The sequence below is a fragment of the Candidatus Endoriftia persephonae genome (genome assembly GCF_023733635.1).
GTDB lineage: Bacteria > Pseudomonadota > Gammaproteobacteria > Chromatiales > Chromatiaceae > Endoriftia > Endoriftia persephonae.
This window is the reverse complement of record NZ_CP090569.1, coordinates 2,429,648-2,454,959: the sequence shown is the minus strand read 5'-3', so window position 1 is coordinate 2,454,959 and position 25,312 is coordinate 2,429,648. Positions and strand designations below refer to the sequence as shown.

Annotated in this window: 18 protein-coding genes; 10 read left to right on the top strand and 8 right to left on the bottom strand. The window is 60.6% G+C overall.

Annotated elements, in window-relative coordinates:
- Positions 1-42: 42 nt before the first annotated feature.
- The 6 genes from fliE (at position 43) to fliJ (ending at position 5,851) form a co-directional block, all read left to right on the top strand.
- Positions 43-360 carry a flagellar hook-basal body complex protein FliE gene (gene fliE, locus L0Y14_RS11020; protein ID WP_040818749.1) on the top strand — a complete coding sequence of 106 codons (318 nt, stop codon included), beginning with the start codon at positions 43-45 and terminating at the stop codon, positions 358-360.
- Between the two features lie 186 nt (positions 361-546).
- Positions 547-2,190, top strand: a complete 1,644-nt coding sequence (gene fliF, locus L0Y14_RS11015) for a flagellar basal-body MS-ring/collar protein FliF (protein WP_006473903.1) — start codon at positions 547-549, stop codon at positions 2,188-2,190.
- A 54-nt stretch (positions 2,191-2,244) separates the two neighbouring features.
- Positions 2,245-3,288, top strand: a complete 1,044-nt coding sequence (gene fliG / locus L0Y14_RS11010; RefSeq protein WP_005965013.1) for a flagellar motor switch protein FliG — start codon at positions 2,245-2,247, stop codon at positions 3,286-3,288.
- Positions 3,275-3,970 carry a flagellar assembly protein FliH gene (locus tag L0Y14_RS11005; protein ID WP_006473902.1) on the top strand — a complete coding sequence of 232 codons (696 nt, stop codon included), beginning with the start codon at positions 3,275-3,277 and terminating at the stop codon, positions 3,968-3,970. Before fliG ends, L0Y14_RS11005 begins: the two co-directional genes overlap by 14 nt.
- Before the next feature lie 3 nt (positions 3,971-3,973).
- On the top strand, positions 3,974-5,395 hold the full coding sequence (gene fliI, locus L0Y14_RS11000) for a flagellar protein export ATPase FliI (protein ID WP_006473901.1): 1,422 nt from the start codon (positions 3,974-3,976) through the stop codon (positions 5,393-5,395).
- 18 nt (positions 5,396-5,413) lie between these two features.
- Positions 5,414-5,851 (top strand): flagellar export protein FliJ, encoded by a 438-nt coding sequence (gene fliJ / locus L0Y14_RS10995; protein WP_005964215.1) that lies wholly within the window; start codon positions 5,414-5,416, stop codon positions 5,849-5,851.
- A 19-nt stretch (positions 5,852-5,870) separates the two neighbouring features.
- Here the strand turns inward: fliJ and L0Y14_RS10990 are convergent, their stop codons facing one another.
- The 8 genes from L0Y14_RS10990 to L0Y14_RS10955 form a co-directional block, all read right to left on the bottom strand.
- Positions 5,871-7,280, bottom strand: a complete 1,410-nt coding sequence (locus tag L0Y14_RS10990; RefSeq protein ID WP_040818747.1) for a sigma-54-dependent transcriptional regulator — start codon at positions 7,278-7,280, stop codon at positions 5,871-5,873.
- On the bottom strand, positions 7,277-9,895 hold the full coding sequence (locus L0Y14_RS10985) for a PAS domain S-box protein (RefSeq protein WP_005964211.1): 2,619 nt from the start codon (positions 9,893-9,895) through the stop codon (positions 7,277-7,279). Before L0Y14_RS10985 ends, L0Y14_RS10990 begins: the two co-directional genes overlap by 4 nt.
- Positions 9,886-10,215, bottom strand: coding sequence for a hypothetical protein (locus tag L0Y14_RS10980; RefSeq protein ID WP_005964208.1), 330 nt, complete (start codon positions 10,213-10,215; stop codon positions 9,886-9,888). Before L0Y14_RS10980 ends, L0Y14_RS10985 begins: the two co-directional genes overlap by 10 nt.
- Before the next feature lie 14 nt (positions 10,216-10,229).
- Positions 10,230-11,639, bottom strand: coding sequence for a protoporphyrinogen oxidase (gene hemG / locus L0Y14_RS10975; RefSeq protein ID WP_006473899.1), 1,410 nt, complete (start codon positions 11,637-11,639; stop codon positions 10,230-10,232).
- A complete protein-coding gene (locus L0Y14_RS10970; protein WP_006473898.1) occupies positions 11,636-13,666 on the bottom strand; it encodes a radical SAM/SPASM domain-containing protein in 2,031 nt (676 codons plus the stop codon). The genes hemG and L0Y14_RS10970 overlap by 4 nt, the downstream gene beginning before the upstream one ends.
- Before the next feature lie 10 nt (positions 13,667-13,676).
- On the bottom strand, positions 13,677-15,902 hold the full coding sequence (locus tag L0Y14_RS10965; protein ID WP_251859192.1) for a universal stress protein: 2,226 nt from the start codon (positions 15,900-15,902) through the stop codon (positions 13,677-13,679).
- 223 nt (positions 15,903-16,125) lie between these two features.
- Positions 16,126-16,866 carry a carboxypeptidase regulatory-like domain-containing protein gene (locus L0Y14_RS10960; RefSeq protein ID WP_005964192.1) on the bottom strand — a complete coding sequence of 247 codons (741 nt, stop codon included), beginning with the start codon at positions 16,864-16,866 and terminating at the stop codon, positions 16,126-16,128.
- Positions 16,867-16,899: 33 nt separating this feature from the next.
- Complete coding sequence (locus L0Y14_RS10955) at positions 16,900-19,356, bottom strand: HEAT repeat domain-containing protein (protein ID WP_006473895.1); 2,457 nt, start codon at positions 19,354-19,356, stop codon at positions 16,900-16,902.
- Between the two features lie 633 nt (positions 19,357-19,989).
- Between L0Y14_RS10955 and L0Y14_RS10950 the strand changes: the two genes are divergently transcribed.
- The 4 genes from L0Y14_RS10950 to L0Y14_RS10935 are packed head-to-tail and all read left to right on the top strand — an operon-like array spanning position 19,990 to position 25,279.
- Positions 19,990-20,142 carry a hypothetical protein gene (locus L0Y14_RS10950; protein ID WP_006473894.1) on the top strand — a complete coding sequence of 51 codons (153 nt, stop codon included), beginning with the start codon at positions 19,990-19,992 and terminating at the stop codon, positions 20,140-20,142.
- Positions 20,143-20,160: 18 nt separating this feature from the next.
- Positions 20,161-22,053 carry a cytochrome ubiquinol oxidase subunit I gene (locus L0Y14_RS10945; protein WP_081417741.1) on the top strand — a complete coding sequence of 631 codons (1,893 nt, stop codon included), beginning with the start codon at positions 20,161-20,163 and terminating at the stop codon, positions 22,051-22,053.
- Positions 22,050-22,877, top strand: a complete 828-nt coding sequence (locus L0Y14_RS10940; RefSeq protein WP_005964184.1) for a c-type cytochrome — start codon at positions 22,050-22,052, stop codon at positions 22,875-22,877. Before L0Y14_RS10945 ends, L0Y14_RS10940 begins: the two co-directional genes overlap by 4 nt.
- Positions 22,877-25,279 (top strand): c-type cytochrome, encoded by a 2,403-nt coding sequence (locus L0Y14_RS10935; RefSeq protein ID WP_006473892.1) that lies wholly within the window; start codon positions 22,877-22,879, stop codon positions 25,277-25,279. Before L0Y14_RS10940 ends, L0Y14_RS10935 begins: the two co-directional genes overlap by 1 nt.
- Positions 25,280-25,312 lie beyond the last annotated feature (33 nt).

Here is a 25,312-nt window from a genome sequence, read left to right as displayed (position 1 = left end):
GCATAGCAATAGCAGGCATGATTTCATCAGGGGAAAGGTGCAATGAGCAGTATGGACATCAACCAGGTTCTGGCGCAGATGCGGGTGATGAGCGCCCAGGCACAGAACCAGGCAGAACAGAGCAAACCTGCCGCGCAGGCGGATTTCAGCGATCTGCTGAAGCGTTCCATCGACCAGGTCAATGAGACCCAGCAAGAGGCCAAGGCGCTGACCCAGGCGTTTGAGACCGGCGAGAAAGATCTCGATCTGGCCCAGGTGATGATCGCAGTACAGAAGTCGAGCCTCTCGTTCGACGCCATGGTCCAGGTACGGAATAAGCTGGTCGAGGCCTACAAGGACGTGATGAACATGCCGATCTAGGAGGCTGTTGGGTTATGGCTGTTTTACTGTGGAAAAGCCTTGCTGGTCGAATTTTCCGTTCGTTCTCGTTAAATAGAGCGGGCTATTCGCCTCGAACGAACGAAAAATTCACCTCAGTGACGCTTCCCCTCGCTACAAATCCCATAACCCGACAGCCGCCTAGCCGTTTGAGGGGGGAGTGAGTACATGGAACTGACCAATCCTGAAGAGCCGGGTGGCAAGGCCCTGGAAGTAAGCCGGCGGCTGCAAGACAACCCGCTGCTACGCCAGTTGGCGGTGATGGTCGGCATTGCCGCTAGTGTTGCACTCGGTGTTGCGGTGGTGCTGTGGAGCCAAAAGCCGAGCTACAGCGTGCTGTTCGGCAACCTGGCGCAGAAGGATGCAGCGGAGATCGCCCAGGTGCTGCAGCAGTCGGGCATCGACTACGAGGTGGATCCTGCCAGTGGCCTGATCATGGTGCCGAGCGGTGATCTGCAGCAGGCGCGGATGAAACTTGCCGGCCAGGGTTTGCCGCACAGCGACTCGGTCGGCTTTGAGCTGCTGCAGCAGGAGACCGGTTTCAACACCAGCCGACTGGTGGAGGCGGCGCGCTACCAGAGGGCCCTGGAAGGGGAGCTGACGCGTACCATCATGACCCTGGCCAACGTGGAGACAGCGCGGGTTCACCTGGCGACGCCGAAACAGTCGGTGTTCATCCGCCAGCGCAAATACCCCAGCGCCTCGGTCACCATCAAACTCTATCCCGGCCGCACCCTAGAGAAGGGCCAGGTGGAGGCGATCGTGCATCTGGTCGCCTCGGCAGTGCCAGAGTTGGAAACCTCACGGGTCACGGTGGTGGACCAGAAGGGACGTCTGCTCAGCGGCGATGAAGACTCCAGCCAGATGAGCCTCACCACCAGCCAGTTTGAATACACTCAGGAGCTGGAGGCGCACTTCAAACAGCGCATCGAGGATATCGTTGCGCCGCTGGTGGGCAAGGAGAACCTGCGTGCCGAGGTCACTGCTGAACTGGATTTCAGTCAGGTGGAGCAGACCCAGGAGAGCTTCAATCCCGATATGGCGGCGCTGCGCTCTGAGCGGGTCAACGAACAAGTGAGCCGGTTGCGTGCCGAGCAGGGGGTGCCGGGGGCACTCACCAACCAGCCGCCGGCGGCCGGATCTTCTCCGGAGCAGGCATCCGGCGCAGGCGGCGAGGGAGAGGGCACGCCGATCAACACTAGCAAGCAGGCGACGCGCAATTTTGAACTCGACAAGACTATTAGCCACACGCGCCTGCCGACAGGTTCGCTACGGCGCTTGTCGGTGGCGTTAGTGCTCAACGATCGGGTGCGGCTGAGCATCAACGAGGCGGGTGAGGAGCAGATCGAGACGATCCCGCGCACCCCGGAGGAGATCTCCAGCATCACCAATCTGGTCAAGGAGGCGATCGGTTTTAACCCGCGCCGCGGCGACAGCGTGCGGGTGATTAGTGAGACCTTCTTTGTCCCAGCACCGCCTGAGCCGCTGCCCGAACTGCCGATCTGGGAGCAGCCCTGGTTTTGGGATGCAGTGCGTCAGGCCAGTGGGCTGTTGCTGGTGCTGCTGCTGATCTTCGGCGTGCTCAAGCCGACCATGACGCGCCTCACCGCTCAACCTGGTGAGGGTGGGGATGAGGAGGGCGAAGGGGTTGCTGCTGGCGGCGTGATCGGCGCCGAAGGTATGGCGGGCGAAGGGCTTGAAGGCGAGCTTGCGGGTGAAGGTGGGTTCGCTGGCGAGCTGGAGGGGGGGAGGCGGTCAAGCTGCCCGGCCCCGGTAGCTATGAGAAGACCCTTGAAGCCGCCCGCCAGATGATCGCAGAGGATCCAAAACGGGTCGCCCAGGTGGTCAAACAGTGGATAGCCGACGATGCCCGATAACAAGAATGCCATGGTCACCGAGGCGGAGGTGGCCGAAGTTGAAAATATAAGCGGCCTGAACCGGGCAGCTATCCTGTTGCTCGCCTTGGGCGAAAATGATGCTGCTGAACTGCTCAAGCACATGGGCCCGAAAGAGGTGCAGGATGTCGGCATGGCGATGGCCGGACTAACCAACGTCACCACCGATCAGATGGAGATGGTGATGCGCCACTTCGTCGCCAACCTGGAGAAGCAGACCGCACTTGGGCTTGGCTCCGACGAGTATATCCGCAACATGCTGACCAACGCGCTGGGGGCCGACAAGGCGGGGGGCGTGATCGACCGCATCCTGCTGGGGCGCAACAGCAAGGGTTTGGAGCAGCTTAAGTGGATGGATTCGCGCTCCATCGCTGAGCTGATCCGTCTGGAACATCCACAGATCATTGCCATCGTGCTCTCGTTTCTCGAGGCCGACCAGGCCGCCGAGGTGTTGTCGGAATTCAGCGAGCGGATCCGCACCGACATTATAATGCGCATCGCCACCCTCGACGGTATCCAGCCCAAGGCGTTGCAGGAGCTGGACGAGATCCTGGAGAAGCAGTTCTCTGGCGCCACCAACGTCAAATCCTCCAACCTGGGCGGGATAGATACCGCCTCCAGCATTCTCAACCTGCTCGATGGTGCAGTCGAGAGCCAGGTAATGGACGAGATCATGGAGGCTGATGCGGATCTGGGGCAGGAACTGCAGGACAATATGTTCGTCTTCGACAACCTGATCGATGTGGATGATCGTGGCATCCAGACACTGCTGCGAGAGGTCGCCTCCGAACAGCTGCTGCTGGCGCTGCGCGCAGCGGATGAGGGGCTCAAGGAGAAGATATTCAAGAATATGTCGAAGCGCGCCGCAGAGATGTTGGCGGACGATCTGGAGGCGGCAGCGCCGACCAAACTGAGTGACGTAGAGGCGGCGCAGAAGGAGATCCTGCAGGTGGCACGCCGACTTTCCGACGCCGGTGAGATCATGCTGGGAGGTGGCGGTGATGAGTTCGTCTAAACTGCGGCCGGAACAGCAGACGGATGAGATCCGGCCCTGGCTGCCTCCCGAAATGGAGGGAGAACGCAAGCCAGAGCGCCCGGCGGATGAGGTCGAGATGGAGGATGCAGAGCTGCCGGCTCCGCCCACTGCTGAGGAGCTGGAGGCGGTTCGTCAGCAAGCGTATGAAGAGGGTTTCGAGAAGGGCAAGGAAGATGGCTTTGAGTTCGGTCACAAGGAGGCGCTGCAGCAGGGGCGCGAGCAGATCAAGCAGCATATTGCGCGCCTGGAACGGCAGCTCAGCCTGCTCGACGAGCCGTTGCGAGAACTTGATAGAGCGGTGGAGGAGGAACTGGTGACCCTGGTTATTGCGATGGTGCGCCAGCTGGTGCGGCGCGAGGTGCGTGCCGATCCGAATCAGATCGTCGGTGTGGTGCGTGAAGCACTGGCGATCCTGCCAGTCTCCTCGCGCAACGTCAGGCTGCTGCTGCACCCGGAGGATGCCGAGCTGATCCGTGAGATCTACGCTCTGGGTGAGGCCGATCTGGGCTGGGATATCATCGAGGATCCGGTGATCAATCGCGGTGGCTGCCGGGTGATCACCGACACCTCCCAGGTGGATGCTACTCTGGAGTCGCGTCTCGCCAATCTGATTGCGCCGCTGTTGGCTGGGAGCCGCTCGTTGGATGAGTCGGAGAGATAGCCGATGAGCCAGCAGAGCCCAGCTGAAAATCGCTCCCATATCTGGTTGCAACGCCTGAAAGAGTACGAAAAGCGTCTGGGCGACAGTCGTGGTCTGGTGGTGGAGGGGCGGCTCACCCGCATGGTGGGGTTGACCCTGGAGGCAGTGGGTTGCCGCGCCGCGATTGGCGGCCAGTGCGAGGTGGTCAGCGCCAGTGGTGTACACATCGAGGCGGAGGTGGTGGGGTTCGGTGAGGAGAGTCTCTATTTGATGCCCACCGGCGATATCCGCGGACTGGAGCAGGACGCCCGGGTCATCCCCACCGGGCGGGTCTGTGAGGCGGTGGTGGGCGATCATCTGCTGGGGCGGGTCATCGACGGTGCCGGCAAGCCACTGGATGGCAAGGGGCCGCTGCGCAGCGATGAACGTCGTCCGCTTACCGGCGAGACCTTCAACCCGCTGGCCAGGACGCCGATCCGCGAGCCCCTCGACGTAGGGGTGCGGGCGATCAACGCCCTGCTCAGCGTTGGCCGTGGTCAGCGCCTCGGATTGTTTGCCGGTTCCGGCGTTGGCAAGAGCGTGCTGCTCGGCATGATGACCCGCTACACCAACGCCGATGTCACCGTGGTCGGTCTGATCGGTGAGCGCGGCCGCGAGGTGAAGGAGTTTGTTGAGAACATCCTCGGTGAGGAGGGGATGAAGCGTGCAGTGGTAGTGGCGGTGCCGGCGGACAATCCGCCGCTGCGGCGTCTGCATGGCGCGATGCTCGCCACCAGCATCGCCGAGTACTTCCGCGAGCAGGGCAAACATGTGCTGCTGTTGATGGATTCACTGACCCGCTTTGCCCAGGCGCAGCGGGAGATCGCTCTGGCGATCCACGAACCCCCGGCAACCAAAGGCTACCCGCCTTCGGTCTTCGCCAAGCTGCCGCAACTGGTGGAGCGCGCGGGCAACGGCGATACCGGCAGTGGTTCGATCACCGCCTTCTACACCGTGCTGGCGGAGGGGGATGACCAGAACGACCCGATCGCCGACGCGGCGCGGGCGATCCTTGATGGACACATCGTGCTGTCGCGCCGCCTGGCGGATGCGGGGCACTATCCGGCCATCGATATCGAGGCCTCAATCAGCCGGGCGATGAACGACATCACCAGTTATGGTCATCAGGATGCGGCGAGATCATTTAAGCATCTCTACTCCCTCTATCAGCAGAATCGTGATCTGGTCAGTGTCGGTGCCTATGAGGCGGGTAGCAATGAGCAGATCGACATGGCAATTGCGGCGATGCCCGCACTCAACGATTTCCTGCGTCAGGATATGTACACCCCAGTCAATCTGGAAGAGAGCCTGGAGGGTTTGGCGGCGCTGTTTCCTCCAGAGCAGGATGGGAACAATGATCTGATCGCGGGGCTGGAGCAGCAGCAACCAGGGTCAGAGACCCCTTAAGTAGTGAGGTAGGATGTCATGTCTCCATCAAAGCGACTCAAACCGGTACAGCGAGTGGCCCACTCCCGTGAGCAGGTGGCGGCCCGTAATCTTGGTATCTCACGTAAGGTCTTGCAGGAGCAGCAGAACAAGCTGGAGCAGCTACGCCACTACCACCAGGACTACCTGCAGCGCTTTGAGCAGGCCGCGCGCAACGGTATTGCGGCTGCGCAGATGCAGGAGTATCGCGCGTTTATCGCCAAGCTGGATGAGGCGATCCGCCGGCAGGAGTCGGTGGTTGCCGCTAGTCAGTCTGAGCACACAGCGAAAAAGAGCCACTGGAGAGAGAAACACAGCCGCACCCAGGCGTTGAATAAGGCGATCGACCGCTATCAGATTGCTGAGAGCAAGAACGAGGCGCGTAGTGAGCAGAAAGAGAGCGACGAGCTGAGTCAGCGCCTTGGCCGTGAGGAGTGAGGCGCCTGGGCTGATTACTTCAAGCCCTGCTGCCCTCCCGCAACTCATCCTCCTCCATAGGGGTGCCGTTTGGCGAACGCAGTTCAAACTGGTTGATCATGCGCCGCAGGCGCGGGCGGGAGATGCCGAGGATCTCGCAGGCCCGCCCCTTGTGCCAGTTGTTGGCGTCAAGCACCCGCTGGATATGGGCCTTCTCCATCTCCTCCAGACTCCACCGCTCCAGCGGTTTGCCGCTGGCTTGTGGTAGGGGCGGGTTCAGCTCCGCCTGTCGGCAGATATAGTCGGGTAGCAGATCGCGGGTGAGTTTGTCGCCGGGGGAGAGCGCCACGCACTTCATCAACAGATTCTCCAGTTCACGCACATTGCCGGGCCAATGGTAGGCCTGCAGGCAGTCGAGCACCTCTTTGGTGATGTGCGAGACGTTGCGCCGCAACTCTTTGTTGATGCGCGCCAGCAGGGTCTGGATCAGGTCCATCAGATCCTCCTTGCGCTCGCGCAGTGGCGGCAGATGGATGTTGATCACCTGCAGCCGGTAGAAGAGATCCTCCCGGAAGTTGCCGCGCTGCACCTGCTCAGAGAGATCGAGATTGGTGGCGGTGATCACCCGTGCATTGGTGGTCTGGGGCTGCTTGGCGCCGAGTGGGGTGAACTCCTTGTACTGTAGTACCCGCAACAGCTTGGCCTGCATCGAGGGGGAGAGCTCGCCGACCTCGTCGAGAAAGATGGTGCCGCCGCGGGCCAGTGCAAACTTACCCTCCTGGCGGGAGACTGCGCCGGTGAAGGCGCCCTTTTCATGACCGAACATCTCCGATTCGAGCAGGGTCTCCACTAGTGCGGCACAGTTGACGGCAACAAGCGGGCCGTCCGGAGAAGCGCTGGCGCGGTGGATGGCGCGAGCCACCAGCTCCTTGCCGGTACCAGAGGCGCCGGTGATCAGCACTGTGGCTGGGCTCTTCGCCACCAGCCCGATGGTCTTGAAGACCTCTTTCATGGCACGGCTGCGGCCGACCATGGTGAGCGGGTGGCCGCCCGGCTGGATGCTTTTTTCGGTATTGACCAGATCGTCGTTGTTATCGCTGTTGAGCTTGTCGATCGACGCCTCCAGCTCATCGATATCGATCGGTTTGTGGATGTAGTCGTCGGCGCCCTTCTGCATCGCCTCGATGGTGCTTTCCATATCGTGGAAGGCGGTGATCATGATGATGCGGGTGGTCGGCAGAGCCTGTCGGAATTCGGGCAGCCCTTCGAGCCCTGACTTGCCGGGCATGCGGATATCGAGGATCACCAGTTCAGGTGCCTTGTGCAGCACCTGTATCAGCCCCTCGTCGACGCTGTGCGCGATCCCGACCTGGTGTCCCTGGGTCTGCAGGTGCAGTTGCAGGGTACGGCAACTGGCGACGTCGTCATCCACAATGAGAATTTTGCTCATCTCTCCTCTTCCTCAAGCTGAGAATCTCCGGAGTGCTCCGGTGATTGAAACGAAGTGGGCAGGACAATTGATGCACAGGCGCCCTGCGGTTCGTTATTGTGCAGCATGATGCTGCCTTTATGTTGTTCGATAATGCGTTTGACGATCGCCAGGCCAAGACCGGTCCCCTGGGCGCGGGAGGTATAGAAGGGATCGAACAGCTTAGCTGCAATCTTCGGGTCGATACCGCAGCCGTTGTCACAGATATCGATGCGCAGGCCGGTACCACGTGGACCGAGTTCGATCATCACCTCGATGATGATCTGGGGTTTTTCTGCACAGGAGGTGGCTTGGGCGGCGTTGACGATTAGGTTGGAGAAGACCTGGCGCAGCTTGTTGGGGTCGGCGTAAACGGTGGGCATGCCCGGCTGATAAAAGGTGTGCAGGTCGACCTTGAAGGTGTCGATCTTCTTCTGCGCCAGACCGATGGCGGTGTCGATGATCTTCTCCACGCTCAGCCATTGGGGTTTGATGGCGTCGGGACGGGAGTAGGTCAGCATGTCGGAGAGGATCTCCTCCATGTAGCGGATCTGGTCGAGGGCGATCTGCCGCAGCTCGCTCTCCTTCGAATCATCGCTGTTGTCGCCCGATTGCTTGCCGAGGATCTGCAGGGTCATCTTCACCGATGAGAGCGGATTGCGCAGATCATGGGCGATCATGCTGGCCATCCGGCCCATTGCCGCCAGAGTCTGGGCGTGGGCCAGCTCCCGATTGCGTTCCGCCACCTCGGCCTCGAGACGCTTGCGCTCGGTGATGTCCTCCTTCACCGCCAGATAGTGGGTGATTTCGCCCGCAGCGTTGTGGATTGCGCTGATCGCAGCCGACTCCCAGTAGAGTTCGCCGTTTTTGCGCCGGTTGTGGAACTCACCACGCCACTCACCGCCGTCACTGATCGCATCCCACAGGGAGTGGTATTCGTCGGACGAGGTCTCACCAGACTTCAGTACGCTGGGATTCTGGCCCATCACCTCAGCGGCGGGGTAGCCGGTGACCTCGGTAAACTTGGGATTAACGTATTCGATCTCCCCCATGGGGTTGGTGATCATGACGATGCTGGGGCTCTGCTCTACCGCCTGGAAGAGTTTGTGCAGCTCCTCTTCGGCGTGGCGTTTTTCGGTAATGTCCTCGCCGATGCCGGTGACTCCGATCACCTCTCCCTCGGTGTTGTAGGAGAGGGTGTTGTTCCAGGCGATCAGCCGCAGTTCGCCGTTGCGGGTCTTGACCTGGGTCTCGGTCAGGGTGGGAAACTCCTGGGGGTCGCCCATCGCTGAGAGTACATCGGTGATCTGATCGGTGGCGTCTTTCGGCACAAACCGTTCGATCCAGCTGCTGCCGACCAGTTCATTCTGGTTCCAGCCAGTCAGTCCCAGAAAGTGCTTGTTGCAGAAACGGATGTGCCCCTGCCGATCGAGGGTGACGGCGGCCAGTTCGATGTTCTCCAGGGTGTGGCGGAAGCGCTTCTCATATTCGCTCTGCGCCTCGGCGCGCCGGTGCCTCAGATGGGAGTAGGCGAGCAGCGCTGAACCGAAACTGATCAGCAGGAACATCGCTAGATAGAGCGCCAGGTGCTGTCTTAAAAAGCCCGGCAGGCTGGAGTAGATATCGCTGGGGGGGATGCGGGAGATGATCTTCCAGATCCGGCTACTGGTAGATTGGAACTTCAGCGGCTGATCAAGCAGTGGCAGATCACTGCTGGCGGCGCTGTTGACCGGGTGTACGGTATGAAAGGTGAAGAGCCCCTCTGGGTTGGCAAACTGCCCCTGCTGCTGGCTGGAGATGATCCGCCAGGCGGCAGGGTAGCGCTTGCCAAAGGTGGTGTTGCGGCCCAGCATGAAACCCCAGGCGTCCTCCGGGTTGGGGCTGCTGAGCCAGTAGCCTTCCTGGTTGACCAGCTCGGTGTGGTCGGCGATGTTGGCCGCCGCGTGGGTGAAATTCTGGATCAGTCGCTCGCCCAGGTAGTTGAGCAGGATGATGCCGCGTTTGACGCCGTTACGGTCGAAGATCGGGGTGGCAAAGCGCATCATCGGTTTGAGCGGATACTCGATTTGCCCCCCCTCCACATTGAGATCGAGCGGTGAGATGTAGCTGGCCCCCTCCGACAGCTCAATGGCCTGCTGGAAGTAGTAGCGATTGCGTTTATTCTGCAGCTCTTCGTCGGGCAGGATGCGGGGATTACCGCCGTTGAAGTTGACCCTCACCACCTCCAGGCCGTTCTCGTCGAGGAAACGGATCTGGTCGTAGAGGCGTTTTTTCTCGGCGAACACCTGAAACTCAAGCCCGATCAGCCGGGCCAGCTGCTGTGGCGACATCTCGAACACATGCTGGCGCTGGATGTGCTCCACTAGAAAGCGCAGATCGCTCAGTACCGCGCTGATATCTGCATTGATCATGCGCCGAGCCAGCCCCACATTGAGGGTCTCGCTGGACTCCCGGCCGCTCCGTTCGGTGGCGTAGACCGTGTAGTAGTGCATCATTCCGACCACCACCAGCACTCCCAGTAGCGGTAGAAAAACCTGCAGAAACCCCTTAAACAGGCTTAGCCGGGAGAGCGTTCGCGGTGGCGGGGTTATCGGCATTCACGCTCCAGATGCCGGCGCAGGCGTTGTAGGTAGTCATCGAGGGGTTCATCACCCTCCCGCGGCACCAGAAAGGTGATGCGGGCGGCGATAATGTAGGGACGGCGGGACTCCTCCCCGGCGGGGGTGCGTTCGGTCAGCACCTGGCGCGCCAGCCGCAGGGTCTGGTCGGGATCCTCGCAGTGACGTGGCAGAGTGATGTTACGGGCATACCACTGGGCGCTGATCGAGATGCCGAGCAGGATCAGCAGCACCGCTAGGATCAGCCGCCAGAGTTTGAATTCGCCGGCCGGCTCGGATTGGGTCACAGGATCATTCATCGAGCTGCTCTCTTTCAGCCAACCGTGGCGGGCCGGTAGCTGAAGGCCTGGGCGCCGCTCTCTGATCGGCTGCTGTGGAGAATCTGCTGTGCCGTGACACTGCCTTGCACAATTCGGTCACGTACCGAGACACCGTCTAGATAGTTGCCGACGAGGTGTAGGCCGGGGAGTGTCTCGACACGCGCTCTGATCTGTCGACTGCGCTGCAGATAGTCACCGTGGTAGAGCGGCAGGGCGCGCGGATGGTGCACCAGCCGCAGATAATCGGGCTCGCCGCGCAGACCGATCAAACGTCGCAGATCAGCTAGGGTATAGGTCAGCGCCTGTGCTTCGTTCCAGTTGCTTCGCTCAGGATGACGCGCCCCGCCGATGTAGCTGGTCAGCAGCACCTGGCCGCTCGGGGCACGTCCCGCGAACAGACTACTCATCCAGAGATTGCCGTTGAAACTCAGCCCCTCTCGGCGCGGCGTGAGGAAGCCGCTGCCGTCGAGCGGATGGCTGATCTGTTTACGGGCCAGGCCCAGATGGAGTACCGACAGCGGCGCGTATTCGATTGCATCCAGCAGCCGGGCGAGTCTCGCATCCTGCCCATCCAGCAGCCCGGCGGTAGCGTCGGCGGGGGTGGCGAGCACCAGCTGATCGACCTGGCGGCTCAGCTGCGCGCCGCTGCGGTCCGTGGCGCCGACCTGCCAGCCTGTGCCGCTCAGTTGCAGAGTGGTGGCACGGGTGCCAGACAGCCGTTTGATCAGTGGGTGGTTGGCCAGCTGTTCGACCAGTTTGCCCATGCCTCCCTGGAAGGAGAAAGCTTCGGCGCGGTTGGCACGCTGCCGATGCAGTAGTCGATTGATCAACATGCCGGCGGTGATGCTGCCGTAGCGTCGCTCCAGCGCGGTCATGCGCGGCAGCACGCTGGCGGCATTGGCCTGCTCCGGATCGGAGGCGAGGGTGCCGGCCACGTAGGGGTCCATCACCTTCTCGAGGATCTCGCTGCCGAAGCGACGGCGGATAAACTGGCTCACTGTCTCCTGCTCATCCCCGCCTCTGGCAACCAGCAGTTCGCTGGCCATGCGCAGCTTGCCGCGCCAGCTCCACAACGGTGAGGCGAGCAGTGCCGGCACCTGCATCGGCACCTCGCAGAGCCTGCCTCCCTGGACCACATAGCGGCGCATATCGCTGCCGCGGGAGCATTTTTGCTCGCTCAGTCCGGCAGCGTTGATCTGTTGGTCCACCTCGGCGCGGTAGTTCATCAGGATGCCGGCAGCGTTTTCCGTGAGATAGCCCGACTCCCGGTGGCTGCGGATCTTGCCGCCGAGGCGCTGGTCGGCCTCCCACAGCTCCACTGGAACGCCGCTGTCGGCCAGCCAACGGGCGGTGGAGAGACCGGAGATGCCGCCGCCGATGATCAGGATCTTCTGTTGGTTCACTCTTTCAGCTCCCGCTTCATCCGCTCGATCAGATCGTGGCCGAGGGTGCCGAGGCCACTGCCGTCGGGTGCCTGGTGGCCCTCCACGTAGTCGCGGATCTTGGAGAAACGCTGCTCCGCCTGGGGGTTGTCCTGCAGTCGTTTGACCTGTTGTTTGGCGACGGCGAAGGCGTCGAAGTCGAGGGATGTCATGCCCATGCCCTTCATCCGCATCACCGCCCGCATCATCGCCCGGTTGCGGTAGCGGGTCAGGTCGTTGCTGCCGATCACCGCCAGGCTATCGCGGCGGGCGCCGAACTCGGCGGCCTTCTTGATGCCTGCGCGGACGAATTCCGGCGCCGATTTGACTCGCGCCAGCGCCTCTGGCGACCACTCGACCCCGGCCAGCAGGGTGGCGGTCACCGCCTCCACATCCTGCAGTTCCACCTGTTGGGCGTGGCGGCGTTTCACCTCGCGTTCTGCTGCCGCCTCCATGGTGGGTTGCACAAACATTCTTACCTGGGGCGCCTTGTCGGCCAGCGCCTCGGCAAGATGCTGCTCTGCCGCCTCACTCCAGGGGAAAGCGCGTTTGGCTGCATCTTCCGATTCAAGCCGCTGTAATAGTTTGATGTTGACCTCAAACCGGCCCTCGCTGCGCGCCACATCCTCGGCCACCTGCTGTACGCCGGACTGCAGGAAGGGAGGCAGCTGGTCGAGATAGGCCTGGGCCTCGCCGGTCCAGGGTAGGGAGGGGGCCTCGGAGATCGATTTGGCGCCGGCCTCGGCAATCGAGGCGACGTTGGCGGGGCGGCCCGGCATGCCCTTCTTGAAGCGATTCTTCGCCAGGGTCGCCATGTGTGCCGGGGTGACCAAGGTTTCGCCTTGCTCCCGTACATAGGTCTCGGCGCGCTTGCGCACCATCTTGCGCAGAAAACCGGGCACCCGAGAGAGGCGCTGCTGCGCCTCTGGTGACCAGCGGATCTCATCGCTGAGCTGCGGGATCAGCGGCTGGATGATGCCGCCGCCTTCGGGACGATAGTCGCACCAGGGGTCGGTGTCCATCAGGCCGTTGCCCATCGCCACTGGGCGGGCGCGGCAGCCGCCGCAGAGCTTCTGGTATTCGCACTTGCCGCATTTGCCATGCAGCTGCGGGTTGCGTAGCTGCTGGAAGGTTGGTGATCTGTCCCAGATCTGCCAGAAACTTTCCTGGCGGATCGAGCCCTCTTCCGCCTCCAGGTAGGGACAGGCGGTGACCGCACCTTCGGGGGTGATGCGACAGTAGTGGATACCCGCCAGACAGCCGCCGCCCTCGTAGCCCTGGGCGCGGGTCAGCGGTGACTCCGGATCGTGCTGGTAGGCGATGCGTTTGTAGTGGGGGGCGCAGCGGGCGCGGAGCAGCAGATCCTTGTTTGCGTCCTGTGCCTCGACCAACTGCTGCAACACCTGTTCGTAGCGCTGTGGGGTGATGTCGGACATCGACTCACCGCGTCCGGTGCAGACCAGGAAGAAGATGTTGAGCACGTGGGCGCCGGCGGCTTTGGTGAAGTCGATCATCGACTGCACCTCGTCGGCGTTCTGCTCGGTCACGGAAAAGTGGACCTGAAATGGCAGGTCGGCCTGTCGGCAGAACTCCATGCCGGCCAGGGTTTTCTCCCAGCTGCCGGGACAGCCGCGGAAGCTGTCGTGGTGGTTTGGATCGAGGGAGTCGAGGCTGATACCCATGCCCATCGCGCCGGCCGCTTTGAGCGCGGCGACGCGCTTTTCGTTGAGTAGCACACCGTTGGTGCCGACTACCATCGCCAGGCCGAGCCCGTTGCCGTGGGCGACCAGCGCTTCCAGATCGCGGCGCAGCAACGGTTCACCGCCGGTGAGTACCACCATGGTGTCGTCGCCCCGCTCGCGGATCTGATCGAGCAGTGCCTTCACCTCGTCGGTGGTCAGCTCAGCCTCGCTGCCTGCCTCGCGGGTCGCTGCGTCCATGTAGCAGTGGGCGCAGGCGAGGTTGCAGCGGCGGGTGAGGTTGATGGCGATGAGAAACAGATCGTTCATCGCATTGGGCTCACTGATTACGGGAGTCGTTGGGATCGAGGTGGAACACACCGCGTTCCGTCCAGACCTGCTTGACTGCATTTACCGCCCGCGTATCGACCCGTTCATATCCCTCGCGTCTGGCCCAGCCTTCGATCTCCTGCACCAGCATGCCGCGTACCATGTCGGGGGCGCGGGCGATGCGTTCGCGGGCTGTTTCGTCCCAGGGCATGCTTTCATTGACCTGGCTGGAGCCCTGCTTGAAGGTGGTCATTACCTGCTGGATGAAGTCGCTGTCGATCTGCTCAAGACCACGTTGCGTGGCGATGGTTTCGGCAGCCTTCATGGTCATCTCACGGCAGAAGCCGGCAGGGACGCTGTTCATGCTCTGTTGGGCTTGGTCGCTCCAGTTGAGGTTAGGTTTTTTCTCTTCCTGCTTGATTGGCTTTGCCGGTTGCGCCCGATGGGCGAAGGGGCAGGCGCTCTTTTTCTTTTCCGGCAGGCTGGCAGCGGGCTGTTTGTCGCCCTGCATCTGGGCTTCCATCGCCTTGCGCGCCTCGGCCAGTCCCGCTTCAGCGGTTTGCAGGCTGACCTCACTCAGCCCCTGGGCGCGGGCATAGTCCTCGATGCGCTGTTTGGCGGCGTCGCGCATGAAGCCTTCTGGCACCCGCATCAGACGCGCCAGTGCCGCGGCCTGCCAGTGGAGATTAGAGGGAGCTGCCTCATCTGCTTGGGTGGCCGAGGGAGGGTGACCATAGGCAGAAGAGGCAGCTCCGGAACTGTGTTGGCTGGGATCATCCAGAAAGGCCTGCAGATGGTGGATGGCCACTTGGCGCTTGCCTTCGCTACGGGCCTTCTTTTCGGCTCGCATGCTGAGGTTACCGCGCAGAGAGAGGTCATCGATGGTCAGCAGCAGTGCCTTGGCATCGTCGTTCCAGCGTATTGCCTCTTCTGCGTTGGGTTTACGTTTCAGCTCGCCCTTGTCGTAGGCCTCTACGATCTCGGCCATTGCATCCTCAGCGTGTCCGGGCATCAGCTGAGCGGTGGCCTCTTCGACCATGCTCTCGGTGATCACGGTGTGGCCGCGTTCCTGAGCGTAACGCAGGATAGCCATGCGTGCCATGTTGCGCACGAAGGAAGGCACGCGGTTCATGCGCGTCTCCGCTTCGTGGGTCCATGAGGTGGTGACGGCGGCGATCTTCTCCACCGGTGGCTGGTATTCGCGCTGACTCAGCAGGATGGCACAGTCGCAATCGTTGAGCAGTGCCTCGGTGTTGCCGCCGATGTCGAGCCCCTCATCGGCATGGATGCCGAGCTTGCCAATTATCAGCAGGGAGGGTTTCTCCCGTTTCAGATAGCGGTCGATGACGTCGTTGGGTTTGCCGTCGAGCAGTGTAGTCTCGACCTCGATACCCTGGTCGGCGGCGACCTGTTTTGCCACGTCGAGGTGGCCCTGGTAGATCTTCGCCAGACCCGAGTCGATGATCTCTTCGTGCAGTTTCTCCTGCTCCTGGAAGCGGAATACCTTGCCCGCCTCTTCGGAGAGCACGCCGGCGATACGGTTGAAGGCGACATAGTGGTAGTAGGGGTCGAAGGCGGAGATCACCTTGACCGGCACCTGCCACTGCTGCGCCAGGCTGAGGGCGGTGAGCAGGCCGCCGTAGGATTTGGCGGAGCCGTCCACCGCGACCACGATTGGGCCGTTGGCGATGGAGCGTTGCGGCTCCTTGATCACCAGGGTGTCGATCTCGCTGCGGCGGCTGACACGCTGACAGACGGTGCCAAGGCGGCTGCTCTTGACCGCACCGAGCCCCAGTGCGCCGATCACCAGCAGGTCGTAGTTGCCGCTGTTGGTCTCGTTCACCAGCTCGCGGTAGTTCTTGCCCTCCAGCGAGCGGCGTCTGAGTTCGATGTTCTGTTCTCGGCTCTCGCGCTCAGCCTGATCCAGGTAGGAGTCGGTGATGATTGAGAGGCCACGGGTAATTAGGTCATCATGCACATCGCGCTGGCGCTCCAGCTCCTGCTCTTCGCGGAACTGCTCCGGCAGACCACCCTCCATCTGGCGGAAGCGCACATCGTGCAGCTTGGCTGCGTAGACGTGGGCAGCGGTGAGATCGCTCTGCCAGATCGATGCCAGGGCGACGGCCTCGCTAGTGCCCCGGTTGGCGTGGTCGGAAGAGTCGACTGCGAGCAGGATCGAGCGGTATTCCGGCAGCGGCGCAGTCTGCGTGGGTTGGGTCTGTGCTTGCGATGACATGGTATCGGGTCGTTTTGCTGTTGGTCGTTATCAGAAGGTAGATAACGGGTCGCAGGGATCGCCCCGCAACCCGTATCAGGTTTTTGTTATTGGTTGAGAAACCAGTAGACAACGATGGAACCAATCACCAGTGCGTTGATGATGCCGGCGATGATCGCCATGTAATCAAGCGGTGCCAGATTGAATCGTTTCAATAGCGCCATGGCCTGGTCTCTCCTCTGTCTTACTTGAAGGTGAAGTCGACGGTTGCGGTGCCACCGGCTTCAACCGTGACCTTGCCCTTCTGGTTCTTCAAAAAGCCGTGCCAGGCCTTGATCTTGTATTTACCGGGCGGTACGTCCTTGATCTCAAAGCTGCCGTCTGCTTTTACCTTGGCGAAGTAGGGGTTCTTGGCAACGAAGACAAAACCGTGCATGAAGTCGTGGGCGTCGCACTCGACCTTCATCGCCGGCCCTTTCTTCATCTTGATGGTGCTGGTGACGGTATTGGGTTCAGGCTGGGAGATGTTGGAGATGGTCTTTTTCGGCCCTTTGGCGTCGCCGCGGATCAGCTCGTAGGTGTGGATGTTGTGCAGGATCGGATCCTTGTTGACCGCGTTGAGCTTGGAATTGTTGCGCATCACCTGCATGAAGGGTTTGAACTCACAGCCCTGCTGATCGATGGTGGCGTCCGAAACGTCGGCGGGGAAGGGCTTGCCGCTCTTGACCTTGTCGAGATAGACCACAACGTCCATCAGCTTGCCGCCTTCGACCCGGACATAGTCGATCTCACGGGTACCGGTACCGCAGACGTCGTTGTCTTTGCTGATCTTGTAGGTCTTTGGCGCTAGGTCCTTGCCGGCAAACGTGATAGTGCCGGTGATGGTGCCGCCGTTGCTGACAGTGCCTTCCTTGTAGGCCGCCTGGCTTGCCAGGGGTAGGGCGCAGAGGCCGGCGATGCTGAGCGCGGTGATCAACTTCTTCATGTGCTGAATCTCCTGTGGAGTCTGGTTGGTGGATCAGGCCGCCTGCTGCGGCTGAGCCTCTTGGGAATGGGAAACAAACAGCTCTTCGAGCATTTCGATGACAAAGCGCCGCTCAGCGCTGGAGTCGACCTCGGCCAGCCCCTTGAGTAGGCGTTGTGCGCTGGCTTCGGCGTCGATCTGACGCAGTATCTTGCCGATTGGACGTGCATGTTCGCCGCTGCCAAGGAAGGCGGTGGCAATCAACCTCTCGATGGTGTCGGGGATCTCATCTGCCAGTGCTTCGAGCTGCAGCAGTTCGCTGAGTGCGTTGGCGGCAGTGATGCGCACCCCGTTCTTTTGGCTCTGCAGCATGCCTTTGATCTTGCGGACGATCGTCTTGGGGGAGACGGGCTTGGTCACCATGTGGTCCGCCTCAACCGGGTCAGAGCCGTGCAAGGCGAGGTTTGTGAGGGCGCGGATCGCCTCGATCTTGGTCTGGGTGAGGTCAGACTGCAGTGCATCCAGCAGCGGCAGGATCGCCGCCTTGTTGCCGAGATAGCCGAGGGCGCGGGCGCAGGCGATCTGTTGATCCTCGTCGCCCAGGCCGAGCTGGGTGATCAGGGAACCCATGGCGTTCATCAGCCCTGGGGCGTCGCGGTTGAGTTTGGCGGCCTCGGCGATGGCGAGTGCGGCTTCATACCTGATCTCGTTGTTGTCGTCGTTGAGTGCCTGAAGCATCGCGGCGATGGCCCGTTCATCGGTCTGCTTTGTCAGCACCCGCAGGCCGAGAATGCGCAGATCGTCTTCGAGCGGGATGGTGCGGCGGTTTTTCTTCATTCGCATGGCGGTGCGATTGTTTTGCTCCACCAGTTTGAGGAACTCCTCGGTCTCCTGGTCATACTCAGGCGCTGCGGTCGGCTCCTCCTGGCCTATGCCCAGGGTTGCCTCCACGTTGTCCATGGCGATGGCATCGAGGGTCGAGATCGCCTTGTTGACCTCGCCAACCTCAACCACTCTGCTGGGTTGCTCTGGCAATTGCAGCGGTTCAGTTGTGGCAGCCTCTTCTGTTGCTCCGGTGATCTCTGCCAGGGTGCTGGTCGCCGCCTGCTCATCAGAAGCGGTCTCATCTTCGGTCTGCTTGGGTAGGATCTTGTCGGCCTCGGGGTCGAATTCGACCGTCTGGCTAATGGGCGGCACCTCACTCTCTTCCGGTTTGATCAGTTCGCCATTGATCGCAGCCAGCACAATATCGAGTGGACGCTGTGGCTGCTGATCGGTTGCCTCATCTTCCTGAAGCGGAAACTGTTCAAGATGGCTGAGTGCGCCGAGTGCGGCGATGCGTACCGCCTGATCCTTGTCGAGGACAGCGCTCTTCAGGACATCGATGATCGCTCTATTGTTGATGCCAAAACTGCGCAGGGCGAGGATCGCATGGCGCCGGGCCATGGAGTAGATGGTGTTGTTGCCGACCATCTCGATGAGCGGCTCGATCGACTCGCTGGCGCGGTTGGCGGCGAGCAGATCGGCAGCAGCAGCGGCGGTATTGAAGTCGCTGTGACTCAGGTTCTGTTCGACCAGTTGGCGTGTTGTTTGCTCCAGTGCCTCCGGCTGGATCAGCCCGCTGAGGGTCTTGAGAGTGGTGGTTCGCACCAGGCTGTTTGGGTCGACGAGCAGGCTGCTGCTCTCCTTGAGCAACAGTTCGGGATCGCCCTGGCTGGCTGCAAGCCGGCTGCTGGCCTCCACCGCAGCGGAGCGGACATCTTCGTCTTCATCCCGCAATAGCAGCACTATTGCGGACAGATAATGGTGGGCCTCTAATTTGGTGAGGGCGGTGGCGGCGGCGGCGCGTACCTCGGGGGCCTTGTCACGCAGGCTCTGACCGATCTTGCTGCTGGCATCCGGCGAGCCGCTGCGGCCAAGGGCGGCGACGGCACGACGACGGTGCATCGCGCTAGGCGATTTGAGCCGCTCGCAGAGTACTTCAAAGCCTCGCTGCTTGATGCTGGAGAGGGCGTGGTAGATCTCGGCATCTATGTCCTGGCTGGCATCGCTGTCCATGATGTCGACCAGCAGCTCAGTGGCATCCTCGATGCCATATCTGCCCAGTGCCTCTACCGCGGCAAGCTGGACATCCCACCATCTATCCCAGTCGTCTTCCCACTCAATGGCTTCGGGACGCTCCACTGCAATCTTCTTTAGTGCATCGATCGCTGCTTCGCCGCCAAGCATGCCAAGCGCGCTGGTGACTGCGGTGCAGACCTCGCCACTCTCTTCTTTCGACAGAGAGTTCAGCAGTGGTGGTACGGCTGCCGGGTCGCCAATCCGCCCAAGGGCTTCGGCGGCGTCGACGCAGACGTCGATATCCTCGTCGGTTAGATGCGCGATGAGCGTTTCAACTGCATTTTGGCTGTGCAGGGTGCCAAGTGTTCTGGCGGCATAGCAGCGGTCGGCTTCATCGCCGTTTTTCATCAGTTCGATGAGTGCCTGTTCGGTTTTTGATCGCATATTCATGGCTGGCCTGGTGGAGATGAATCTTTCCTTTGCTAGCAAATACGGTGCCAAAGCGCTGGGGCGGTAGGTAGTGGTGAGTGGAGCATTATCCCGTTCAAAATGGCCGGCCGCATGGAATGAGATGTTTAGATCGTAGCCTCAAGAGGTAGAAAAATGAACAAATCGTTCAATTTTTCTCGGTGAGATTGTTTGTCCTCTGGTGTGTCGGTCGGCGCGTGTCTGAGCGGAAGCTCGGCAGGCTGGGTTGAAAAAATTGATGCAGTTTTGCTGGAGCGGCTGAAAGAATCGTTCATTTATTTTCTGTAGAGGGTTTGAGGGGGATCGAAGTTGCCTGCATGAAAACGGAGCTGGAGTGGGCTAAATGGTTAAAACCACTGTAATCCAAGGGGTTGGCGTGAGGGTTTTGAAAGGGTGGTGCTTTGGCTTGGTATTTGCTTGCTAGGCGGGAGCTGGGTTCACGGTCACTGGGGAAGGGGTATTTCAATATGTCTGAGAAAGAACAGCACTCTGCTTCGGCTAAAAATTGGGGTCCAAAGTTATTTGCCTCCGTCCTGGTCGGAGTGCTGGCATTCTTCTACTGGCTGCTTATCTATTCCGGCGGCGTTGTGGTCCACCACGGTTAGGAGAGGGAATATGAGCGAACAGAAAAAACTCGGAATGCCTGCCACCCTGCTTATCTGGGGGGCTGCCTTTGTTGCAGTGCTGGTAGCGTTTTACGGGCTTGATCAGATGATCATGAGTATCCAGGGCTTGCCCCTGAACGTGGATCTGACGCCCGCTGGTTAGCGGCAAGGGGAATCGATAATGAGGCAGATGAGACTGCGTAGCCTGTTTGAAAGGGTGAGTCCCGGGCTGCTCCGGAGGGTGCTGGTGGTTCTGCTGTTTGCCGTCGGGCTCTCCGCTGCCAGCGCAGGCATGGCGGGTGATGGCGATATTGCGCCGATCGGCCGGGTCCACGTTGAGGGGATGGATTTTACGCCAGCGGAGGATCTGGCTGCTGCCGAGTCCGATGAACCTGAGCTGATTGCTGCGCCCCAGCCAAGCCGTGGGGATTATCCCAACATCGGGGTCAGCAGCCGCGCGGTGGTGTGGATTCTGGCGCAGATGCACCTGTTCTTTGGCGCGTTGGTGTTGGCGGTGCCGCTGTTTGTATTGGTGATCGAGCTGGTTGGCGTGACCAGCGGTGATGAACGCTACGACAGCATGGCCCATGAGTTCATGAAGATCAGCCTCACCGGCTTCTCGATTACTGCTATTTTTGGCGGTTCCCTGGCCCTGGCGCTGTTTCTGCTCTATCCCGACTTTATGGGCTATATGATGCATGTGTTCGGCGCCCAGTGGCTGGTCTATGCTGGACTGTTTTTTCTCGAGAGTTTCTTCCTCTACACCTATTATTATGGCTGGAACGCGATGCGTTACGGCAACGCCAAGTGGGTGCATCTGTCGTTGGGTCTGCTGCTGAACGGCGCGGGCATGACCATCATGGTGATGTCCAACTCCTGGGCCACCTTCATGATGGCCCCCTCCGGCGTCAACGAGGTCGGCGCGGTGATCGGCAATATCTGGGAGGTGATGAAGGGGCCTTTGTGGAACCCGATCAACCTGCATCGCTTTATCGCCAATATCGGCTTCGGTGGCGCGGTGGTTGGGGCCTATGCGGCTTATAAGTTCCTCAGCACCAAGGACCCAGAGAAACGCGCTCACTACGACTGGATGGGCTACACCTCCAACTTTATCGCCATCCTTGCCTTTCTGCCGCTGCCCTTCGCCGGCTACTGGCTGATGGCGGAGATCTACGCCTACTCCCAGCAGATGGGCATCACTGCCATGGGCGGCATCCTGGCCTGGCTGTTTATTGTGCAGGCGGTGCTGATCGGCACCATCCTGCTGGCGGGTAACTACTACCTCTGGGCAGGCATGTCTCGCACCGAGGGATCGGAGCGTTACAAACCGCTGATCAGCCTTATCGCGTTTGTGCTGGTGGTCTGTTTCCTCACCTGGGTGACGCCGCATACGCTGATCCTGTCGGCGTCTGAGATCGCCCAGCTGGGTGGCAGCCACCACCATCTCCTCGGTCCGTTGGGGATCATGCCGGCGAAGAATATCGCGGTGAACCTGATGCTGATCGTCACCTTTCTCTCGTTCCAGCTCTATCGCCGCTCCGACAAGGTGGCGACGGTGGCCTGGGCGCCGATCGGCAATGCGTTGATGGTGGCGATCTATGTGGTGGCGATAGCTAATGTCATCTTTCTCGGCGTCTACTATGGCTACTTCACCAACACCGTCTACAAGGTGGGTTCCTCGGTGGCTCAGGTGTCGTCGACGCTGGTGGTGATCATCTCCGGTATCGTCATCGACGCGCTGATGTTCAAGAACGCCAAGACCCTGCCTTCGCACTGGGGCAAGATCCCGGACCGCGCTCAGTATGCCCTGTTTGCCCTGCCGATCGCTTTTACCTGGCTGATGGGTCTGATGGGCTATGTGCGCTCCTCGGTGAAGACCCACTGGCATGTCTATACGGTGATGAAAGACAACTCACCGGATAATTTCATTCCGACTATCGGTTACGCGGGCAATATGATCACCATCGTTACTGTGTTGTTTCTGCTGTTTGTGCTGTTCATGTTCTGGGTTGCCAATCTGAGCGGTACCAAACAGGCCAAACCGGTAGCCGCCTCCGAAGGAGGTGCGGCATGAATGTCTTTGCCAAGACAATCGGTTTCAGCTTGGGGCTGACCCTGGTGTTTACCTCTGTGACCCAGCTGTTGCCCCAGGTGGAGGGCGAAGCTCCAGTGGAGAGGAAGGTTGATCTGGGTTCCCTGACGATGGATGACTTCGTTGCCATGGGTGAGGATCTGTTCATGAACAAGGGCACCTGCACCCTCTGCCACAAGCCAGCCCCGTTGGGGCGTGCGCCGGACATCCAGGGCATGGATATGGTGAGCATCTCGGCTAAACGACTGGCCGATGAACGCTACCAGGGCGAGGCGAAGGATGCGGCGGGTTACATCCTTGAGTCGATGCTCGAGCCGAGCAAGTTTGTGGTCGCTGGTTGGGGCAAGAAGGGCTCCAACGACACTGTTTCGCCGATGCCCCACATCGATAAGCCGCCGATCCAGCTCTCTGCGATGGAGATAGATGCGGTCATCGCCTATCTGCAGGCGAAGGATGGCAACGAGGTGACTGTCTCCCTGCCATCGCCTGAGGCGGCGGCGGAGGTTGCCGCAGCCGCGCCAGCGGCTGGTGGGGCTGCCCCCGCGCCGGCGGTGACCGCCGAAGAGGCGCTGGGCAAGTATGCCTGCAGTTCCTGTCATGCGATGGACTCGGAGGATGTCCTGGTGGGGCCTGGATTGGGCACAATCGGGGCGCGTCTAAGCGAGGCGGGGATCCGCCAGAGCATCGTCGATCCAGCGGCGGTCATCGTTGAAGGTTTTCCGCCGGCGATGCCCCCGGACTTTGCGGAGAAGATGACGGTGAAAGAGCTACAGATGATCGTGACGTTTCTGGCGGAGAAAAAATAATGAAGTCATTCAGGATCCCCGCATTCTGGCAGGCGGTGCTGGTCATCGTCATCGCCTACCTGGTGTTTGATAATGCCTTCCCGCCGCTGCTGCCGAAGACGCTGATGATCCAGTACATGATCATCACGATCATTGGCGTGCTGCTCTACTTCTCGTTTGATGATGCCCGCTGGACGGAGTTTCAAGCGCCGGTTCTCGCCACGCTGCGCAATGATAATCTGATGGTGGTGCGCTGGGCGCTGCTGATCATCATTCCTGCGATCATCGGCTACACCGTCTATGGCATGGTGAAGCCCTCCAACGAGGCCCCGGTGGAGTTGCGTCAGGTGCATCCGGCGCCACCTGCGTCGGTGAAGGCCTATGGCAAGAGCTTCGATCTGGCCTTGCTGGAGAATCCGATCCGCGAGGAGATCATTAAGACTCTGAGTTCTGACAAGGAGGCGGGTTGGGAGAAGTACAAAGAGGCGGTGAGCGCAGGGCGTGATGTCTACTATCAGAACTGTTTCTATTGCCACGGCGATCTGCTGAACGGCCAGGGCCACTACGCCCAGGGTTTCAATCCGCAGCCGATCAACTTCCAGGATCCGACCATTATCCCGCAGCTGCAGGAATCGTTTCTGTTCTGGCGTATCACCACCGGTGGTCCTGGTCTGCCGAAGGAAGGCACGCCCTGGAACTCGGCGATGCCGGTCTGGCATGAGATGCTCAGTGAGGAGGATGTCTGGAACGTCATCACCTTCCTCTTTGATTACAACGGTCAGGTGCCACGCATCTGGGATCCGGCAGTCTCCAAGCAGGTCACCGGGATGAAGGATCAGGTGCTGGCGCAGCGTAAGCAGATCCAGGGCCAGGAGCTCTATGAGTTCCGCTGCCAGGTCTGCCACGGTGAGCAGGGGGCGGGTGACGGTATCGCCGCCGAGCATATGTACCCAAAACCGCGTGATTTTTCCCTTGCGCTGTTTAAATACAAGACCTCGCCGGGCACCAAACTGCCACGGGATAAGGATCTCTTCAACACCATCAAATTCGGTCTGACCGGTACCGCCATGCCTGGCTGGGGACCGCTGATGACCGACGAGCAGATCCGCAGTCTGATCCCGGTGATCAAGCGCTTCGATATCACCTCCGCCTGGTCACCGGAGGAGGCAGATGAGGATGCCTTCGACGATGACGGTCACTACACCAAGGATGACTTCAGAAAGATCACCGATGTGGAGCCGTTGGCAGGGCAGATCCCCTACAGTGAGGAGTCGGTGGTGAAGGGTCGCGAGGCCTTCCTCAAATCGTGCAAGGAGTGCCACGGCAAGGAGGGCAGGGGCAATATCGTCTCCGGCAAGAAGTTGGAGGACGATTGGGGTAATCGCATCTGGCCTCGAGACTTGACCAAGCCTTGGACCTGGCGCTCCACCCAGTCGACCGCCGCTGCTGAGCAGGAGCGGGATGAGACCATCAAGGCGATCTACACCCGTCTCTCGATCGGCATACCCGGCACGCCGATGCCGGCCCACCGGGCGGTGGAAGAGGGCAACAAGGATCCGGTCAGCCTGGAGGATCGCTGGCATATCGCCAACTTTGTCTACAGTCTGCGCGAGACCACGGTGCAGCCTAAGGACGGCGCGGTGGTAACTGGCACGAAAGTGGAGGGTGATCTGCCCAGTTCAGCGGAGGATGCGCGTTGGAACAGTGCCAGTGCGGTCACCCTGCATCTGGTGCCCAATATTATCAAGGAGGATCGCCTCTTTACCCCGCTCAACGACGCAGTGACGGTGCGTGCGCTCTATAACGACCAGGAGATCGGCTTCCTGCTGGAGGTGGATGACCGCACCGAGAGTCGGCCGGGTATCGACTACTTCACTGATCTGCAGGATGAGAGCAAGGAGATGCACTCGGATGCGTTTGCGATCCAGTTCCCCTTGGAGGATGCCTATATGTCGTCACCGATGGTGGAGAAGCCGCTCTACCGCCATGGTGACAAGAGTCATCACACTACCATCTGGTACTGGAATGCCGGCAGCGTCGAGCCGAAGCGCGAGGCCCAGGCGATGCTGCTGGAGGGCAGCGGTCCGGATGCCAAGCTGAAGTTTCGCGAGGACGACAAGAGTCTGAAGGCGAGTGGCAGCTGGAAGAATGGCAAATGGCAGGTGGTGATGCGTCGTCCGCTGAGCGGGGGTGAGCAGGGGGATATCGACTTTGCCGAAGGGCAGTTCATGCCGATCTCCTTCGCCAACTGGGATGGTAGCAACGGCGAGGTGGGCTCCAAGCATACTCTGAGTACCTGGTACTGGCTGTTACTGCCGCCGGAGATCGACTACGTCTATATTTACGGGATGCCGTTGGGTGTAGCTCTGCTGGTCTTCCTGGCTGGCATTTTGCTGGTCCGTTCACAGCGTCGCAAGACTTAAACGACTAACATAGGATCCATCCTCCTTTGGGAT

Bases quoted from the DNA above. Each gene is read 5' to 3' on its own strand.
- fliE (WP_040818749.1), top strand. From the start codon at position 43: ATGAGCAGTATGGACATCAACCAGGTTCTGGCGCAGATGCGGGTGATG.
- fliF (WP_006473903.1), top strand. From the start codon at position 547: ATGGAACTGACCAATCCTGAAGAGCCGGGTGGCAAGGCCCTGGAAGTA.
- fliG (WP_005965013.1), top strand. From the start codon at position 2,245: ATGCCCGATAACAAGAATGCCATGGTCACCGAGGCGGAGGTGGCCGAA.
- L0Y14_RS11005 (WP_006473902.1), top strand. From the start codon at position 3,275: ATGAGTTCGTCTAAACTGCGGCCGGAACAGCAGACGGATGAGATCCGG.
- fliI (WP_006473901.1), top strand. From the start codon at position 3,974: ATGAGCCAGCAGAGCCCAGCTGAAAATCGCTCCCATATCTGGTTGCAA.
- fliJ (WP_005964215.1), top strand. From the start codon at position 5,414: ATGTCTCCATCAAAGCGACTCAAACCGGTACAGCGAGTGGCCCACTCC.
- L0Y14_RS10990 (WP_040818747.1), bottom strand. From the start codon at position 7,280: ATGAGCAAAATTCTCATTGTGGATGACGACGTCGCCAGTTGCCGTACC.
- L0Y14_RS10985 (WP_005964211.1), bottom strand. From the start codon at position 9,895: ATGCCGATAACCCCGCCACCGCGAACGCTCTCCCGGCTAAGCCTGTTT.
- L0Y14_RS10980 (WP_005964208.1), bottom strand. From the start codon at position 10,215: ATGAATGATCCTGTGACCCAATCCGAGCCGGCCGGCGAATTCAAACTC.
- L0Y14_RS10970 (WP_006473898.1), bottom strand. From the start codon at position 13,666: ATGAACGATCTGTTTCTCATCGCCATCAACCTCACCCGCCGCTGCAAC.
- L0Y14_RS10965 (WP_251859192.1), bottom strand. From the start codon at position 15,902: ATGTCATCGCAAGCACAGACCCAACCCACGCAGACTGCGCCGCTGCCG.
- L0Y14_RS10960 (WP_005964192.1), bottom strand. From the start codon at position 16,866: ATGAAGAAGTTGATCACCGCGCTCAGCATCGCCGGCCTCTGCGCCCTA.
- L0Y14_RS10955 (WP_006473895.1), bottom strand. From the start codon at position 19,356: ATGAATATGCGATCAAAAACCGAACAGGCACTCATCGAACTGATGAAA.
- L0Y14_RS10950 (WP_006473894.1), top strand. From the start codon at position 19,990: ATGAGCGAACAGAAAAAACTCGGAATGCCTGCCACCCTGCTTATCTGG.
- L0Y14_RS10945 (WP_081417741.1), top strand. From the start codon at position 20,161: ATGAGGCAGATGAGACTGCGTAGCCTGTTTGAAAGGGTGAGTCCCGGG.
- L0Y14_RS10940 (WP_005964184.1), top strand. From the start codon at position 22,050: ATGAATGTCTTTGCCAAGACAATCGGTTTCAGCTTGGGGCTGACCCTG.
- L0Y14_RS10935 (WP_006473892.1), top strand. From the start codon at position 22,877: ATGAAGTCATTCAGGATCCCCGCATTCTGGCAGGCGGTGCTGGTCATC.